This is a genomic window from Embleya sp. NPDC005971 (assembly GCF_040629175.1).
Taxonomy (GTDB): domain Bacteria; phylum Actinomycetota; class Actinomycetes; order Streptomycetales; family Streptomycetaceae; genus Embleya.
Genome location: NZ_JBEXUX010000008.1, coordinates 33,788 through 49,421, shown reverse-complemented (window position 1 = coordinate 49,421; position 15,634 = coordinate 33,788). Strand labels below are relative to the sequence as shown.

At 73.1% G+C, this 15,634-nt stretch carries 10 protein-coding genes and 3 pseudogenes; 1 reads left to right on the top strand and 12 read right to left on the bottom strand.

Features of this window, described 5'->3' with window-relative positions; all coding sequences use genetic code 11:
* Window positions 1-83: 83 nt before the first annotated feature.
* The 4 genes from ABZ374_RS10170 to ABZ374_RS10155 form a co-directional block, all read right to left on the bottom strand.
* Window positions 84-383, bottom strand: a complete 300-nt coding sequence (locus ABZ374_RS10170; protein WP_360309000.1) for a hypothetical protein — start codon at window positions 381-383, stop codon at window positions 84-86.
* A gap of 103 nt (window positions 384-486) precedes the next feature.
* Window positions 487-1,665 carry a nitrilase-related carbon-nitrogen hydrolase gene (locus tag ABZ374_RS10165; protein WP_360308998.1) on the bottom strand — a complete coding sequence of 393 codons (1,179 nt, stop codon included), beginning with the start codon at window positions 1,663-1,665 and terminating at the stop codon, window positions 487-489.
* Window positions 1,662-2,975 carry an ArgE/DapE family deacylase gene (locus tag ABZ374_RS10160; protein WP_360308997.1) on the bottom strand — a complete coding sequence of 438 codons (1,314 nt, stop codon included), beginning with the start codon at window positions 2,973-2,975 and terminating at the stop codon, window positions 1,662-1,664. The genes ABZ374_RS10165 and ABZ374_RS10160 overlap by 4 nt, the downstream gene beginning before the upstream one ends.
* A complete protein-coding gene (locus ABZ374_RS10155) occupies window positions 2,972-4,720 on the bottom strand; it encodes an amidohydrolase family protein (RefSeq protein ID WP_360308995.1) in 1,749 nt (582 codons plus the stop codon). The genes ABZ374_RS10160 and ABZ374_RS10155 overlap by 4 nt, the downstream gene beginning before the upstream one ends.
* A 223-nt stretch (window positions 4,721-4,943) precedes the next feature.
* Here ABZ374_RS10155 and ABZ374_RS10150 point away from each other — a divergent pair, with 223 nt between their 5' ends.
* Window positions 4,944-5,672: a helix-turn-helix transcriptional regulator gene (locus ABZ374_RS10150; protein WP_360308994.1), complete on the top strand. Its 729-nt coding sequence runs from the start codon at window positions 4,944-4,946 to the stop codon at window positions 5,670-5,672.
* A gap of 21 nt (window positions 5,673-5,693) precedes the next feature.
* Here ABZ374_RS10150 and ABZ374_RS10145 read toward each other — a convergent pair whose 3' ends face one another.
* The 8 genes and pseudogenes from ABZ374_RS10145 to ABZ374_RS10110 form a co-directional block, all read right to left on the bottom strand.
* Window positions 5,694-6,290 (bottom strand): TetR family transcriptional regulator, encoded by a 597-nt coding sequence (locus ABZ374_RS10145; protein ID WP_360308993.1) that lies wholly within the window; start codon window positions 6,288-6,290, stop codon window positions 5,694-5,696.
* Window positions 6,291-6,401: 111 nt separating this feature from the next.
* Window positions 6,402-6,729 (bottom strand): annotated as a pseudogene (locus ABZ374_RS10140) (transposase); the annotation flags it as partial.
* 3 nt (window positions 6,730-6,732) lie between these two features.
* A pseudogene (locus ABZ374_RS10135) lies at window positions 6,733-7,494 on the bottom strand (FkbM family methyltransferase); the annotation flags it as partial.
* Complete coding sequence (locus tag ABZ374_RS10130; RefSeq protein WP_360309256.1) at window positions 7,491-7,700, bottom strand: Trm112 family protein; 210 nt, start codon at window positions 7,698-7,700, stop codon at window positions 7,491-7,493. The gene ABZ374_RS10130 and the pseudogene ABZ374_RS10135, both read right to left, overlap by 4 nt.
* 57 nt (window positions 7,701-7,757) lie before the next feature.
* Window positions 7,758-8,624 (bottom strand): annotated as a pseudogene (locus ABZ374_RS10125) (hypothetical protein); the annotation flags it as partial.
* Window positions 8,625-8,626: 2 nt separating this feature from the next.
* Window positions 8,627-9,346, bottom strand: a complete 720-nt coding sequence (locus ABZ374_RS10120) for a methyltransferase domain-containing protein (protein ID WP_360308992.1) — start codon at window positions 9,344-9,346, stop codon at window positions 8,627-8,629.
* Window positions 9,343-10,770, bottom strand: coding sequence for a condensation protein (locus ABZ374_RS10115; RefSeq protein ID WP_360308991.1), 1,428 nt, complete (start codon window positions 10,768-10,770; stop codon window positions 9,343-9,345). Before ABZ374_RS10115 ends, ABZ374_RS10120 begins: the two co-directional genes overlap by 4 nt.
* Window positions 10,767-15,581, bottom strand: coding sequence for an alpha-(1->3)-arabinofuranosyltransferase family protein (locus ABZ374_RS10110; protein WP_360309254.1), 4,815 nt, complete (start codon window positions 15,579-15,581; stop codon window positions 10,767-10,769). The genes ABZ374_RS10115 and ABZ374_RS10110 overlap by 4 nt, the downstream gene beginning before the upstream one ends.
* Between the last annotated feature and the right edge of the window lie 53 nt (window positions 15,582-15,634).

Genomic DNA, 15,634 nt, shown 5'->3' with positions numbered 1-15,634 from the left:
CGGATCGGCGCGCTGCCCGACCGACGGGACGTCAACCGCTGTCGAGCGCCGAGGGGCGCCGAGACCCCTCGCCACGAAACCCGCTAACCGCAGTTCATCGTCACGCTCGCGTAGAAGACATGGCCGCGGTACGGGTCGTCGAAGACCTCGAAGACCTGTGGCGCGTCGGCCGCTTCGCAGGAGTAGTGGCCGTCCGTGCGGGCCGACTCCCGGGCGTCCTCGACCGCGGCCCGAACCGCGATGTCGGCCGTCGGGCCCATGCCCCCGCCGCAGTACAGCGCCGTCCCGCTCGCCATCGCCGGCGCGCCGGCGGACAGCAGGGCGGCGACCAACCCGGCCACGAACAGTGCGCCCCGGGTCAGCCGCGTGGAAGTTGTCGCCATCGTCGATCCCCTCCTGATTCCGCAGGGCCCGGCGGTGGGCGGGGCCCTGGAGTCTCCGTCACCTACACGGCCGGCCGGCCGCACGGGTTCACCGGGCCGCCGTTCACCCGTCCGCGTCCGCCCACCGGTCCAGGATCGCCGCCGGGTCGTCGCCGCCGGGCGGTGGGATGTACCGCGCCCCGGGCGAGGCGTGTGCGGGGGGCGTGTAGGCGCCGCGATCGATCAGGCGGCGGATGTTGGCTCGATAGATCTCGTCCACGTCGGCATGGCCCGTCGGATCGTGGTCGAGCCACAGATTGGCCGGGTGCACGGGGCGGTCGTACATCCGGCGGAAGAGTTCGGTGCGCAGGTCCTTCAGCCAGTTGGAGTTGAGGTTCATCACCCGGAATCGGCGCAGCGCCTCGATGTCCACGATGCCGGCGACGAAACTGTTCGCGCCGGAGACCGTGTGTGCGATCACGGCGCCGAGGTGGTCGACGATGTGCGAGTGCCCACCGCCGATGTCGTACGGATGCCGGGCGTCGGGAGTCACGTACACCGGGCCGACGTTCGGGCAGACCATGTACAGGGAGTTGAAGTGCGCGTGGGCCCGGTTCTGCAAAAGCCACGTGCCGCCGGGGTCGGGGCCGGCCTGGGTCATCGGCACCGCCTCGCTGGGTCGGTACACCACCTCGGCCCCGCCCAGTGCCAACGCCCTTACCGCCTCCGGGTATTCGCCGTCGCTGCAGCAGATCGTGCCGATGTTGCCGATGTCCGGGGTGCGCAGGACGGGGTAGAAGGCGTCGATCCCGTCGCCGAACACCTCGACCCAGCGATCGTAGACGTCGTGCGGGGTGCACGAATGCTCGCGGCACCAGACGTGGTTCTTGGCGGCACGGTGCACGATCTCGCCGTCGGGGGAGATCACGAACAGCACGTTGAAGTAGCGGTCGGGGACGATCTCGGGCCAGCGCGCCTTGCACTGGACGACCAGGTAGGTGCCGTAGTGGCGGGCGAGGGCGGCGAGGCGGTCGGTCTCGGGGCCGGGGATGTCGATGAACAGGTCCCGGGCGGCCCGGACGTGCGGGAGGTCGAAGATCTCGTCGGTGAAGCCGGTGAGCGCGCCCTCGGCCAGCGCGATCAGCTTGACCGGCATGTTGATCCCGATGGTGGAGACGGCGGCGTGGATGGCGTCCTCGATCGTGTCGAGGTTGCGGGTGATGTGCCGGCGGGCGCCGATGCCGTGCACGATCGTCGACAGTCCGACGGCCAGGTAGGGCGCGATCGGTTCGGGCCCGCTCACGCGCCGCACCAGTCGATCGCCGCGAGCGCGTAGGTACGGGCCGCGCAGATGATCTCGTCGATCGCGCAACGTTCGTCGTAGGCGTGCGCCATGGCGAGTCGACCCGGTCCCAGGCCCACGGTCGCGATGCCGGCGCGGCAGAGCCAGGTGGAGTCGGTCGCGGAGGGGAACGCCTCGATGCCGGGCCGGGCCGCGTACGGACTGTCGTGTCCGGCCAGTTCGCGCGCGCCGGCCACGACGTTGCACAGCGGATGGGTCGGGTCCACGCGCGATCCGGGGTAGCACAGTTGCCAGGTGACCACCGGCGGATGCTCGCGCAGCCATGGGTCGGTGGCGGCGACGTGCGCGATGTGGCTCTCGATCTCCTCCCGGATCGTGTCCTGTTCCTCGGCCGGCGGGTGGAACACCGCGTAGACCATGCTCATTCGGTCCGGAATGAAGGCGCCGCTGCGGGAGTGTCGGGCGCCGCCGTCGAGGGCTCCGGGGGCGATGGTGAACTGTCCGGGTTCGAAGAGCGGGTCGAACTTCGTGATCGCCCAGTCGTGTTCGAGGCGCCGAAGGGCCTCGTGGATCACCAGTCCCCGGTCGATCGCGCTGACCGCGATCGGGTCCCGCGTGCCCTGCCCGCGCAACATGCGTCCGCGCATGGACGAGTGGGCGCTTTTGCCGACCACGTCGACCTGCATCACCAGCACGCCGGGGGTCGCGGCCATGACGGTCAACGGCTTTGCTGCGCCCGTGGGTTCGGCCACGATCGCGCCGTCGGCGGTGTAGCCGCGCGCGAGCACCGCGGAGGTGCCCATGTGGTGTTCGAGGTTCTCCTCGCCGACCACGGCCTGGAGGATCAGGTCGCCGCGCAGCCGCACCCCGGCCTCGCGCAGGGCGCGGGCCGCGAACGCCTGCGCGACCAGGCCGCTCTTCATGTCGGCCGAGCCGCGGCCGTGGATCCAGCCGTCCTCGATCGCCGCGTCGAACGGGTCGCCGGAGCGCCACGCGGCGGGGTCGCCGGGCGGGACGACGTCGACGTGACCGTTGAGGATCAACGAACGGCCGCCCCCGGTACCCCGGATCACCCCGACCGCGTTGTCCCGCCCGGGGTCGACCGCGAACACGTCGACCTCGGCGCCGGCGTCGGTGTACACACCGGCCAGCAGGCGCGAGACCGCGCCCTCGGCGCCGACCACGTCGGCGTAGTCCTCGCCGGGGAAGGTCGGCGTGACGCTCGGGATTCGAATGGCCGCGGCGAGGGTGGCCAGCAACTCGTCGCGCAGGTCGTCGATTCGGGCGAGCACCTGCTCGTGTGCGGTCATCGGCCGTTCTCCGTTTCGGGTTCGTCGCCGGCGTCCGCGAGGTCGCCGCTGTCGTGCACGGTGCGTCCGCCGAGGAGGGTGCGCAGCACCCGGGTACCCGGGAGGTCGTCGAGGTCGCAGCGTGCGGGGTCGCGGTCGACGATCGCGATGTCCGCGTGGTGGCCGGGTACCAGGGCGCCGATGTCCGGCCAGTCCAGCACCCGGGCGGCGCCGGTGGTCCACATCCGCAGTGCCTGGGCGCGGGTGAGGACCTGGTCGGGACCGGCGTTACGGTGCCCGGAGCCGGCGAACTCGTGTGTCTGGGCCAGTTTGATCTGCTCCCACGGGTTCTTCGGTCCCCAGTCGGTGCCGCCGCCGAGGTCCAGGCCCGCGTCGAGCAGTCGGCGCAGCGGGACGAGATCACGCCACACGTGCTCGCCCATGCGCTCCCCGTACATCCGGCCCTTGCCCCACGCGAAGCCGACCGACGTGGTGACCTGGAATCCGAGCGCGCGGTAGCGGCGGACCTGGTCGGGGGTGATCGTGATCGCGTGTTGCAGGATCCAGCGCCGATCACGGAAGTCGTGTTCGCGGACCACACGTTCGGCGATCGCCAGGAAGTCGTCGTGCTCGCGGAACGCGCCCAGGCACATGTTCGCGCGGATCCCGCGTTCGGCGCAGAACCGGACGAAGAGTTCCTCCTTCTCCAGGGACAGGAATCGAACTCCCCGGGTGGGCGAGCCGAACGGGCCGGTGTACGGCTCGTGGGTCGCGAAGTAGCCGGAGAAGCACGGGCCGCCCGGACTCATCGTGATGCCGTCGATCCGCAGGAACTCGTCGTCGCGCTCGGAGGGTTGTGCGGTCAGTCGCTCCAGACGGGCCCCGAATTCGGCCGTGCTCAGCGGCTCGAACGGGGTGAAGATGACCGACTCGATGTCGGGCGCGGCCAGGACCCGGAAGGTGAGCCGGCCCTGGGCGCGCAAGTGCCGGTATACCTCGATGTGTTCGGGTTCCATCGCGTGACCCTCGTACACCGTGGTCACCCCGTGCGCGGTGAACCGGGCCATCTCGTCGAGGGTGCCCTGCACGGCGCGGGCGGGGTCGAGCGGGGGCAGCTTGGTCAGGATCTGGGACCAGAACGGGTCGTACGTGTAGTAGTTGGTGACCGGCCCGCGCAGGATGCCGGTGAGTTCGCCGTTGTCGTCCTTGTCGATTTCGACGTCGCAGACCCGGTCGGGCAGGAAGGCGCTCAGCCCGACGGCGCGCAGTCCCGCGCTGTTGAACGCCACCACGTTCGGCATGCGCGGCGCCCAGGCCTGGATCAGCACCGGGTGGTCGGCGGTCGCCGCGTCCAGGGTGTGCCGGTCGGGCAGGCGCCGTTCGGCGAGGTCGGCCGACGAGCGCCGGACGAAGTAGTGCGGTTCCCCGACCGGCGTGCACATGATCCACTCGCCCGGGGGCGTGTGTGCCGCGTGCTCGCGGATCCGCGCCACGATGTCGGCGTGGTCGACGGCGTCGGTCAGGTCGACCAGGCCCGCCGCCAGGCCACCGAAGTGCAACACGTGCGGGTGGGTGTCGATCAGACCGGGCAGCACGGTCGCCCCGGCGACGTCCATCGTCCGCGCGCCCCGGCCGGCGAGGCTCGCCATGTCGCGGGCGCCGCCGGTGGCGAGCACCCGCCCCGCCTCCACCACCAGCGCCTCGGCGTCCGGCGCGGACGGATCGAGGGTCAGTACGTTGCCACCGGTGATGAGTGTCCTGGCCATCCGCTGCCTCCGCTCCGACCGGCGGGTCCGGTCATCGGGTGAAGGTAGGCGGGCAGGCGATGGGGCACATCGATCCAACGGTTGACACCCGACCTTGACCCCTCGGTTCGGGCGCGGTTAGGTTCGACCTGCCTCCCTTCGACCTCCTCGTGTCGATCTCCTCGGTCGGCCTCCTCGGTCGGCCTCTCCTCGACCCCTTCCCTCGGACGAAGCGGCGGCCCCCATGTACCCCAGCACCCCACGATCCACCGTCGGCCCGCACGGCGTCGCCGAGTTCAAGGCGCGGACGATGGACTTCCTGGCCGAGTCCGTCTCGGCGACCGGGATGGTCTTCTACTCCGTCGATCCGGGTCTGAACGCGGTCGGCCATGTCTTCCGGGGCATCCCGCCGGCGCGCAACGTCGGCTACCTGAGCCATTTCCATCTGCTCGATCCGTTCCACCCGAGGCGGTTCGACGCGTCGGACACCCCGCTGGCGACGCTGTTCGACCTGGGGGAACGGTTCGACGCGTCGGATTACTACCGGCACTTCATGCGTCCGCTGGGGATCCGCTACGAGGCCGAGTTGTACCTGCGGCACGACGGCCGGCTCGTGGGAGGTGTGTCGCTGTTGCGGGATGCGCGCGAGGGCGATTTCACCGCGCGCGAGCTGCGGTTTCTGCGCAAGGCGCACCCCTATCTCGAGTACGCGTTCGGCGCGTGGCAGCAGCCGGCGGTCGATCCGGCCCCCGAGGCGGCCTGGGAGCTGACCGCGCGCGAGGCCGAGGTCGTCGCCCTGCTGCTCGACGGTGCAACGAACGCGGAGATCGGCCGGGTGTTGTCGATCGGTGTGCCGACGGTCAAGAGTCACCTTCAGCACATCTTCGACAAGACGGGGCTGCGGTCCCGGGGCCGGCTCCTGGCCCACATGTTGCGGGACCGACCGGGAACGACGGATCGGGCGGGACGCTGACGGCGGGCGCGGGGACGGTGCCTAGCCGTGACCGGCGCAGTGGCGCAGGATCGCGGGGCGCAGGCGGGTGTGCTCGAAGTCGTCGTCGGGTGTGGCGAGTTGTTCGAGGACGAGGCCGTTGAGCAGAGTGAGCAGGTCGGCGGCGGCGGCCTCGGGCTCGGCCGCGCCCACCGCCGCCAACCGGACGGCCAGGGCCTCGCGTTGTACCGCCCCCCACTCCTCCAGGGCGGGGCGCAGCTCGGGTCGGCGGGCGACCTCCAGGAACAGCTCGAACCGGGCGATGCTCGCGTCCCGATCGCCGGCGACGGTGTCCGCCACGTAGTGGGCGAGCCGGGCGGCGAACTCCTGCGGGTCGGCGGTGGCCGACCGCCGCAACACGGCCCGGATCTCGTCGATCTGCCCGGCCGCGAGGCGGCGCAGGGCCTCGTCGAGCAGTTGCTCGCGGGTGCCGAAGTAGTAGCGGGCGGACCCGTGGGTGGTGCCCGCCTCGACCGCCACGGCGCGGTGCGTCACCGCCCGGGCGCCGTCTCGGGCGAGCAGCCGCACGGTGGCGTCGAGAAGGGCCTCGCGCCGCGCCGCGCCGCCGGCCGACCGGGGTGCTCGGACGGGAGTGGACATGGGGACCACCCTAGTTCCTCGACAACTTTTCTCCATTCGGAGAAAAGTGGTGCTACGGTCGTCGTGAGGAGACGTGAGGGGTGGCGTGGCCGTTCCGGAACCGGGCGGTGATCACCGCCCGGCAGTCGGATGCGATCGGGCGATCAGGAGGTACCGGGAGGAGTGGATGTCGTCGCGTCGTTCCCAGCGGATGCGAAGGCGGCGGAAGTCGTGCAGCCAGGAGAAGGTGCGTTCCACGACCAACGCACGCGTCCGAGGCCGGATCCGTGGGGTTGTCCCCGTCGGGCGATCATGGGTTCGGTTCCTCGTGCCCACACGAGGCGGCGGTATTTGTCGTGGTCGTGGTAACCCCGATCGCCGCGAGCAAAGGCATGACCCGAGTGACGTCGTTGCGGTTTCCGCCGGACAGGGCCTAGATCCCCGGCGAGACCGGAACCCCGCGCCCCGGCTGTCGTTTCGTGGGCAGGAACAGGACGGAGTTGACGTAGCGGCGGCTGAAGGGTGCCAAGGTGCGGCGCAGTAGGCCGCGTTCGGCCACGTGGGAGGTGCGTGCCTGGTGGCCGGCCAGGTCGAAGTCGGTCAGCGGCAGCCAGTGTCGACCGGGCAACACCCAGCCCCGGTAGTCCAGTCGGCCGAGGAAGTCGAGCACCGGCGCGGGCGACTGGATGCGGGCCTCCAACTCGATGAACAGCGCCGGACGATCCCGGCGCAGGGTGTCCTCGGCGCCCTGGAGCACCGCCGGTTCGCTGCCGTCCACGTCGATCTTGACGAAGGTGACATCGGTCAACCCGAGATCGTCCAGACGCACGCAGGGTACGTCCAGCGCCCGATCGTGGATCTGCCTGCGCACGAGCGAGGACACGCCCCGATCGCCCCGATCGCCCGGCGGCAACCACAGCGCGGTGGTGCCGGTGCCGCGATCGCCCGCCGCGGCGGCCACCACCCGTACGTTGGCCGGTGTGCGGGCGTCGAGCAACGCGGCCAGGTGCGGTACCGGCTCCACCGTCACCACCGAGTCCGCGCGTCCGGCCAGTCGCCGGGACCACGGCCCGTACCAACCGCCCACGTCGACGGCGGTGCCGCCGCGCGGGACGAAGTCGGCGATCCGCCGCAACTCCGGTTCGAAACGCGGGTACAGCACGTCGACGGCGGCGGTGACCAGTCTCGGGGAAACCCGGGGGGCGAGCCGGGCGGCCAGCGTCACGGGGCGATCCGGTGGGAGAGTCGGGCGTGTTCGTCGTCCGAGACCCGGACGCCGGAGGAGGGGAGGAGTTGTGGGATGCCGTCGAGGATCGGGTATCGGCGGTGCAGTCTCGGGTTGTACAAGGCGTCCTCCGGGAGAAGCAGGGTGAGTGGTCCCTTGTCCAGTGGGCAGGCCAGGATCCGGAGCAGCGGATCATCGGGTTCCATGTGGTGACTCCTTGGGCAGGGAAGCGACTTCCCCCGTGGTGCCGGTGACCCGAGGTCCTCGTGTCGGGGCAGCAGGAGCAGGACGAGCACGGCCAGCGCTCCGCCGAGCAGGCGCAGGGTCAGGCGCAGTCGGTCGTGCGGCAGTGCCTCGCCGAAGGCGAAGCTGCCCGGTACGGCGGTGAACAGGGCCGAAACCGTGGTGCATACCGGCACGATCAGCGACGCGCGGCAGCGCTGCAACGCGGTCTGCGACAACACCAGGCCGGCCGCGCCGATCCCGACGAGCAGGTACGGGTAGGGGGAACGGAGCAGGTCGACGGCGGTCGCGCCGGGGCCGGCCCCGCCGAGCCGGCCCGAGATGCCCTTGATCGCCAGCGAACTCACCCCGTACAGCAGGCCCATCGCGACGCCGTAGGCCACGCCGGTGGTGGGCGGGCGGCCGGGGTCGCGAGCGCGCCGCTCCGCGCCGAGGTAGAGCCACAGGCCGGCTGCGAGCGCGGGCAGGCAGACCACCAGGAACCGACCGAGCGGGGCCCGTTCGCCGACCGGGTCCGCGTCGCGCAACGAGGCGACGATCATCGCCAGTGCGGCGAGCACGGCCAGGACCCCGGCGCGTTCCCGACCGGAGGCCCGTTCGCCCAGGAGCGCCGAGGACAGCAGGAGCAGCAGTACCAGCCCGCCGACGAACAGGCCCTGGGCCGCGGCGATGGGCAGCGTGCGGTAGACGGCGAGTTGGGCGACGAAGCCGGCGGCCAGGGCGAACGAGCCGGCGAGCCATCGCGGGCTGCCCACGAGCAGGCGCACCAGCCGGAGCGGCCGGCCCGTCGACAGCGCCGGAAGGTCGGCCAACGCCCGTTTCTCCAGCACGAATCCGGTGCTGTAGAGCACATTGGCGAGCAGCGCCGCGGCGACTCCCCACCACACGGCTAGGCCCGCCGCGCGTGCACGAGCAGGATCGAGGCCAGCGAAGGGGTCAGGCACGCGGCCCGGTCCAGCGGCCCGAGTACCCTCGGCACGCCGTGGAACGGCGCCCCGGTCGTCCGGACCACCTCGAAGCCCGATGCGGTGAGGAAGTCGCGCAGGGCGCGGGCGGTGTACAGCCGCAGGTGGCCGACCACCCGGGCGCCCGGTCGGCCGTGGATGGCGCGCAGGCTGACCTCGGAGAAGATCGGTTGCACGCCCGCGAGCAGCAACGCGCGGTTGTACCAGGCGGCCAGGTTCGGCGTGGAGAGCATCAGGTGGCCACGGGGCTTGAGTATCCGGCGCAGTTCGTCCAGGGCCGAGTCCGGGTCCACGAGGTGTTCGAGCACCTCGCCGAACAGCACCGCGTCCACGCTCGCATCGGCCAACGGCAGCCCTCCGTCCGTGAGTTCGCCGCGAACCAGGTGCCGCATCCGGCTGCTCGCCCGGCGCAGCGCGTCCTGGGACCAGTCGATCCCGATCAGGGTGTGGCCGGGCAACAGCGGGCCCGTGATCGAGGCCGCCGAGCCGTCGCCGCAGCCGACGTCGACCACCAGGGCCGGGTCCGGGCCGAGGGCGCGAGCCAGCATCGCGGCCTGGCGCCGGCTGCGCTCGACGCCGGAGGCGACCGGCACCGTCGGATCCTCGTAGAACTCGCGCAGCCCGGTCGGTCGGGTGTCGGTCATTCCGGACCCCCTTCGCGGGCAACCGCCGGGTTCACGACCGGGGTTGCGAGCGGGCCCACCGCGGGAGCCACGACCGGTCCGGCGGCGAGTGCGGCGGCCGAGACGGTGTCGAGGTAGTCCGCGAAGAAGCCGTAGAGCCGCCGACCCGCCGCGTCGTCGAGCAGTGCGCGGGACCAGCGCAGTCCCACGTGCAGCCGGCCGGCGATGCCGGTCGTGGTGATGGTCAGGCCCCGGGGCATCCGGGTGGGTGCGGAGACCCAGACCGCGTCCGCCCGGCCCGCGTCGCCGAAGTCCAGCGGGTAGGGGATCCGGCCCAGGTTGCTGAGCAGCGTGGTGGAGGTCCACGGCCCGAACGCGCGGCCCAGGCCCCGAGTGATCGAGGCGCGCAGGTCGACCGGGAGGACCGGTGCGGTGAGCAGGGCCGCGCCGTGGCCGAGCGGGGGGCGTGGCGCGGCCCGGAGTTGCCTGGTCCGGCGGGCCGTGCGGCGGAGCAGGGCGACGATCGCCTCTGGGCTCGGTTCGTTCGCGTACTCGCGGGAGCCGAAGGCCACTTCGACCAGTCGGGTGCCGTTGCCGATCGGCATCTCGGCGCCGCGCGGGCGGTCGTCGACGGGCATGGTGATCCGGATCGGCCGGGTCGGCGCGGCGTGCAGCCGGTTCCAGCGGGCGATGGTCAGGCAGGTGGCCACCAGCAGGCGGTCGTTGACGGTGTGGTCGGCGCCGGGTGGACGCGGGTGGACCGGGAGTTCGCCGAGGACGACGCCGTTGCCCCGACGTCGCCGCGCGAGTGCGGCGGGGGCCGGTGCGACCCGGGCGGAGCGGGCCGGCGGTCGGCCGGGATCCAGGGCCGGCGATTGCGGACCGGCGGCGGCGTCGGGTGGGCCGGTGCGCTCCGGGACGGGCGTGGAGTCGGTTCCGCTGTACGACTCGGCGGCGGTGGCCAGGACGCGCAGGAACGAGGGGCCGTCGAGGGCGGTGTGATGGATCGTGCACAGCAGTACACAACCGCCGGACGTCGCGGAGGAGCGGATCACGTCCAGGCGCACCGGCGGGGACAGGGACAGCGGCGGTGTCTCGGCCAGGGCCCTCGCCCGGGCCCGGGCCAACGCGTCCGGTCCGGGCGGTGGGAAGCCGACCGGTTCGACGTCGGGGGCGGCGGTGAGTTCCCATTCGTAGCGCCGCCCGTACCACGGGCGCGGGGCCTCGCGGACCAGAACGCGCGCGTGTCGGCGCAGCGCGGTACGGAACGCGGCACGCAATCGGGCCGGATCCGGCTGCCCGGGCAGCCGGATCTCCATGTGCACCGCGATCGGCTCGCCGGGCCGCTGACCGTGCCGGGACATCTCGTCGACGAGCGGGAACGGGATCCGGGCGAGAGCCGGCCCGACCGGAAGCCCGGGCCGACTCGGGCGCGCTGCGGTCACGGCTGCCCGGCCCCCTTCCCGCCGGTCGGCGGCGCCGGCGACTGCGTCGCGCCGGTTGCGTGGTGGTCGGTTGGCGGTGCGGGCGCCTGCGCTGTGTCGGTCGCGTGGTGGGCGGTCGGAGGTGCGGGCGACTGCGTCGCGCCGGTCGCGTTCCCGTCGGGTGGCGGTGCGGTGTCGGTCGCGTGGTGGGGGGTCGGAGGTGCGGGCGACTGCGTCGCGCCGGTCGCGTTCCCGTCGGGTGGCGCTGTGGTGTCGGTCGCGAGGTGGTGGGTCGGCGGTACGGGCGCCTGCGCTGTGTCGGTCGCGTTCCCGTCGGGTGGCGGTGCCGGCGACTGCGCCGCGCCCGTCGCGTTTCCGCCCGATGGCGGCGTCGGCGCCTGCGCGGCGCCGGCTTCCCCGCCGCCGGGTGGCAGCGTGGGTAGCTGCGCCGTGTCGGCGTCCCGGTCCGGGTGGCTCGGCAACTGCGCCGTGTCGGCCTCCCGGTCCGACCGATCCCGGCCGGCCCCCGTGCCATCGCCGACCGGGACTCCGTCGGGCGGCGCCGACTCGGCCATCGACCCGGCCCCGGCCGCCTTTGGCCCGTCGGGCGACGGCGGCGCAGGAGGCCCAGGCGGCCCAGGCAGCGCAGCCGCCCCGGTCGTCCCCGCCGCCCCCGCCGGCGCAGCCCCCGTCCCCGCGTCCCGCGTACGTCCGTGCCGGCCCCCGCCCGCCGCGGTCCGCAGGCCCCCCGGCTCGCCCCCGCCCGTCGTCACCAGCGCAGCGCACAACGCGATCAACGCAAGCACCTGGGCGGCGGGCCCGAAAGCGCCCTGGCCGCCGACGACCGGCTCGTCCGCGCCGACCGCCGCCGCGATCCCGGCGCCGGCCATGGCCGCGAGTGCGATCGGTACCAGCAGCCGGTGGCGCAGGTGGGCGACCACCGCGAGCGCGGGCACCAGCAGCGCGACCGGTCCCGCCACGACGGCGATCACGACGGTGAGCGCGAGCACGCCCAGGATCCGGCCCGGCGCCGGCGGATCGGCGAGCGGCTCGTCGAGGCCCGTCGGATCCTGCTTCCGCCGCCGCACGAAGGCCAGGGCGAGCAGGGCGGCCAGGGCCACCGCGGCGCCGATCAGCCCGCCCCGGTAGATGTCGCCCGGTTCGTAGTCGAGCTCGACGGTGCCGGCCGCCCCGGCGGGCACCAGCCAGCCCTGTTGCCAGCCGTCGATGCGTACCGGACGCAGTTTCTTGCCGTTCAGGGTGGCCTTCCACCCCGAGTTGTGGTTCTCGTACATCTGCAGGTAGGTGGCCTCGCCCGCGCCCATCCGCACCGAGCGGTGGTCGCCGCTCCAGTCGGCGGCGTCGGCCGAGCGCGCCGACCGGCGGTCCGGGACCGGGAGTCGGCCTCGGGTCGCGGTCACGTCGGTGATCTGGAGCGGGCCCTGATTGCCCGCCTCGACCGTGTGCAGCCCCGGGCCCAGCGGCAGCGCGCCGCCGGCGGCCTCGGCGGCGCACAACCGCACCGACACGGGCCGCCGTTCGAGCAGATCGCGCACCGAGCCGGCGACGCTGGTGGTGTGCAGTACGCCGTCCACCGCCAACGCCGGCCCCTGCCCGCACGGCAGCGTGAAACCGAGCTTGGGATCCGGCGGGGGCGTGCGCAGGCCGGCCAGTGCCGGGACGTGGATCTCGCTGAGCCCGACCGGCAGTTGCAGCCGCTTGTCGGCGAGCGGATTGTGCACGGTCAGCGGTGCGGTCCGGGTGATCGTGATGGTGATCCGGTCGGTGTCGATCGGGCCGAAGCGGGCCAGTCCGTTCTCGTCGACGGTGGTGGTCACCGAGCCGTTGGGCGCAGTGATCCGTACCTCCTCCGGTCGGCTGGACAGCCCGCCCGCCGCGCCGAAGACGATTCGGTCGATGGTCTTGCGGTCGGGCCAACTCAGCTCGACCACCGGCCGATCCCCGGCGATCCAGGCCGTGGTCAGGTCGCCGTCCACGAGGTTGCGCGGACTGAGCGAACGACCCGTGCGGCCGGTCGACTCGGCGGTCACGGTGATCCGCCGCGCCTGTTCGGGCGCGGCGGCCACCAGCAGCCGGTCCAGTTCCGGTCCCGGCACCGCCACGGCGCGGATGTCGAAGGCGAAGTCGCCGGCCTGCGGCGTGGCGAACCGGCGGTGCAGCCCGTCCTCCGCCGCCACCGGCGAGAGCCCGCCGAGGTCGATGTCGCGGTGCAGCGAGTAGACCGAGGTCTGCGCGTCGTCCCGGTCCGCGTCGGCGGGCAGCCGCAGCAGCCGGGAGACCTGCACACCGGGGATGGCCACCTCGGCGAAGCCCGCGCCGGAAAGACCCGATCGGGCCGTCTGCGCGTCCAGGATGGTGACCTTGAGCCACTTGGCCGCTCCCGGCGGCGCCGGCACCGGTTGGGCGGTGCCCTCGGGCCGCAGCGTGCCCTCCCTGGCCCCACGATCGGTCTCGATCCGCACCCGGGTCGGCACGGCGCGCAGGCCGTCGCCGGCCAACGGGGTCAGCAGCAGCGACGCGGGGATGTCGGTCGGGGCGGTGAAACCGACCTTGAGCCACTGACCGGCCGGCTTGCCGGGGCTGCCCTCGGCCCACGCGGTCGCCGAGTCGCCGTCGAAGGCGTTCACCGGGTCGAACTGCGGCAGATGGAAGAGCCAGTTGCCGCTGCTGGACGCGCTCACCGACGTCGCCCCGCGCAGCTCGGCGGTGCTCTGATGTTCGGCACCGTCGATCGGCAGGATCTGCTTCGGTGGTGTGCCGGGGTTCTGCGTGCTGTCCGAGGGGTTTCGTTCGGTCGCGGTGTACGGATAGGACGTGTTGGAGTTGATCAGCCCGAAGCGGGTGTCCGCGCGGCGCAGCCCGTCGGCCACGAGCCGGGTGCCGGGCCGGTCGATACCCGGGTGGGCGTCGCCGGTGAGCACCGTGGGCCGATCGCGCAGCGTGGGGTCGACGGACAGTTGCAGCAGCGCCTCCGGGCCGCCGCTGAGCAGCGCCGTGTCGGCGACCGCGCGGCTGCCGACCCGGCCGGGGCGCGGGGTGTCCGGGCTCGGCTCGTAGATCTCGACGGCCTGCCGGCGGGTGAACAGGCCCTGCACCTGGACCGGGGTCTCCTCGGGGATCCGGCCGCCGGTGATCAGCGGCCCGAATCCGGTCACCCGGTGGTAGCCGGAGGACTCCAGGGTGCGGATGACGGTGGCCGGCTGCACGTAGCCGATCTGGTCCGGGTCGAGGTCGTTGCGCACCACCACCGTGTACAGCCCGGCCCGGGAGAGGAAGTCACGCAGCCCGGGCACCGCGCCGCCGGTGAGCAGCGCCTGCTCCACCGCGTCCGTCGCGCGCCGCACCCCGGGTGTGCCGAACGGGACGAAGTCCCGCTGCGCCCACGGCGATTCGGCGAGCGGGTCGAGCGGTTGGTCGATCGGGGAGCCCCACGTGTACAGCCCGTGGGCGGTCGCGGGGACCACCAGGGCCCGGGTGTCCGAGGAGTGTCGGTCCAGCCACTGGGCGGTCTGCCGCCAGTGGTCGGGCAGCTTTTCGAAGCTCCCCGGTTGCAGGATCGTGCCGTTGAGGTAGGGCCAGGCCAGGCCGGGCAGGATCAGCAGCGCGGCAAGCGCGGGCGCGAACCGGCGGGCCGGCCGGGGCAGCACCCGCTCGCGCTCGCCCGCGGTGCCCACCAGGTGGGTGAGCCCGAGCACCAGGGCCAGCGCCAGTCCCGGCTCGAACTTGTAGATGTTGCGGAACGGACGCAGCCACCCGTCCAGCCAGTCCCGGGCCGTGCCGTGGAACGGCGCGCCGAACGAACCGCCGTACCCGGCCAGCGCGATCAGCGCCACGACCAGCACGGTCAGCGTCAGCCAGCGGCGCTCCGGCAGGTCCCGTCGGGCCAGCCCGGCCAGGCCCAGCGCGGCGGCGAACGCCGAGCCCAGGATGGTGACCACCGCGGTCGCCACGGTCCAGCCGGCCGGCAACCACGGCTCACCGAAGTGCAGATAGGCGACCCAGTCGCCCGCGCCGCGCAGCAGTTCGGTCGCGGACATCGTGCTCGTGGTGGTCTCGGCCTGCTCGATGTACGGCAGGAAGTTCTCGCCGTAGATGCCGAGCAGCAGCAGCGGGACCACCCACCACGCGGTGGCCAACAGCACCCCGGGCACCCACCAGCCGATCAACGCCCACTTGCGCGGCCCGGCCGGACGGGTGAGCAGGTACAGCCCGACCGGCAACAGCGCGGCCAGCGTCGAGGCCGCGTTGACCCCGCCCATGAACGGGATCAGCAACGCCGAACGGGCGGCGGCGGTACGCGGGTTCAGCCGGGTCGAGGCCAACGGCAGGAGCACCCACGGCAACAGCGCCCCGGGCAACACCGCGGCCGAGGTGGACCCGATCACGATGGTGAAGGTCGGCCACAGCGCGTACGCCACCGCGCCGAGCAGCCGGCTGCGCGCGCTGCCCACCCGCAGCCGCTCGGCCAGCCGCAGTGCGCCCCAGAAGGCGGCGCTGACGATCAGCGAGAGCCACAGCCGTTCGGCGAGCCAGATCGGCAGGTGGAGCAGATCGGCCAGTGCGTAGTAGGGCAGGATCGGGAAGGCGTAGCCGATGTACTGGTCGGCGATGCCGCCGAAGCCGGCCCGGTCGTGCCACAGGTTGCCCAGGTCGCCGATGAACCGCCACGGGTCGGTGACCACGCCGAGCTTGGTCTCGAAGGTCGTCCGGCCCGGCGCCCGGACCAGGAACGCGACGAAGACGACCGCCCAGAACGCCGGCAACCAGGCCCGCCGGCGCGGCCGTTCGGCCGGTGGCTCGGCCGACGACACCTCGGTGGGCGGCCGGCCGGGCCGGGCCGGAGGGAGGGACAGGGTCGTATCGG

Excerpts from the sequence above, each read along its gene's own strand:
- ABZ374_RS10145 (WP_360308993.1), bottom strand. The coding sequence starts at position 6,290 with ATGTCCACTCCCGTCCGAGCACCCCGGTCGGCCGGCGGCGCGGCGCGG.
- ABZ374_RS10150 (WP_360308994.1), top strand. The coding sequence starts at position 4,944 with ATGTACCCCAGCACCCCACGATCCACCGTCGGCCCGCACGGCGTCGCC.
- ABZ374_RS10130 (WP_360309256.1), bottom strand. The coding sequence starts at position 7,700 with ATGGAACCCGATGATCCGCTGCTCCGGATCCTGGCCTGCCCACTGGAC.
- ABZ374_RS10120 (WP_360308992.1), bottom strand. The coding sequence starts at position 9,346 with ATGACCGACACCCGACCGACCGGGCTGCGCGAGTTCTACGAGGATCCG.
- ABZ374_RS10155 (WP_360308995.1), bottom strand. The coding sequence starts at position 4,720 with ATGGCCAGGACACTCATCACCGGTGGCAACGTACTGACCCTCGATCCG.
- ABZ374_RS10170 (WP_360309000.1), bottom strand. The coding sequence starts at position 383 with ATGGCGACAACTTCCACGCGGCTGACCCGGGGCGCACTGTTCGTGGCC.
- ABZ374_RS10160 (WP_360308997.1), bottom strand. The coding sequence starts at position 2,975 with ATGACCGCACACGAGCAGGTGCTCGCCCGAATCGACGACCTGCGCGAC.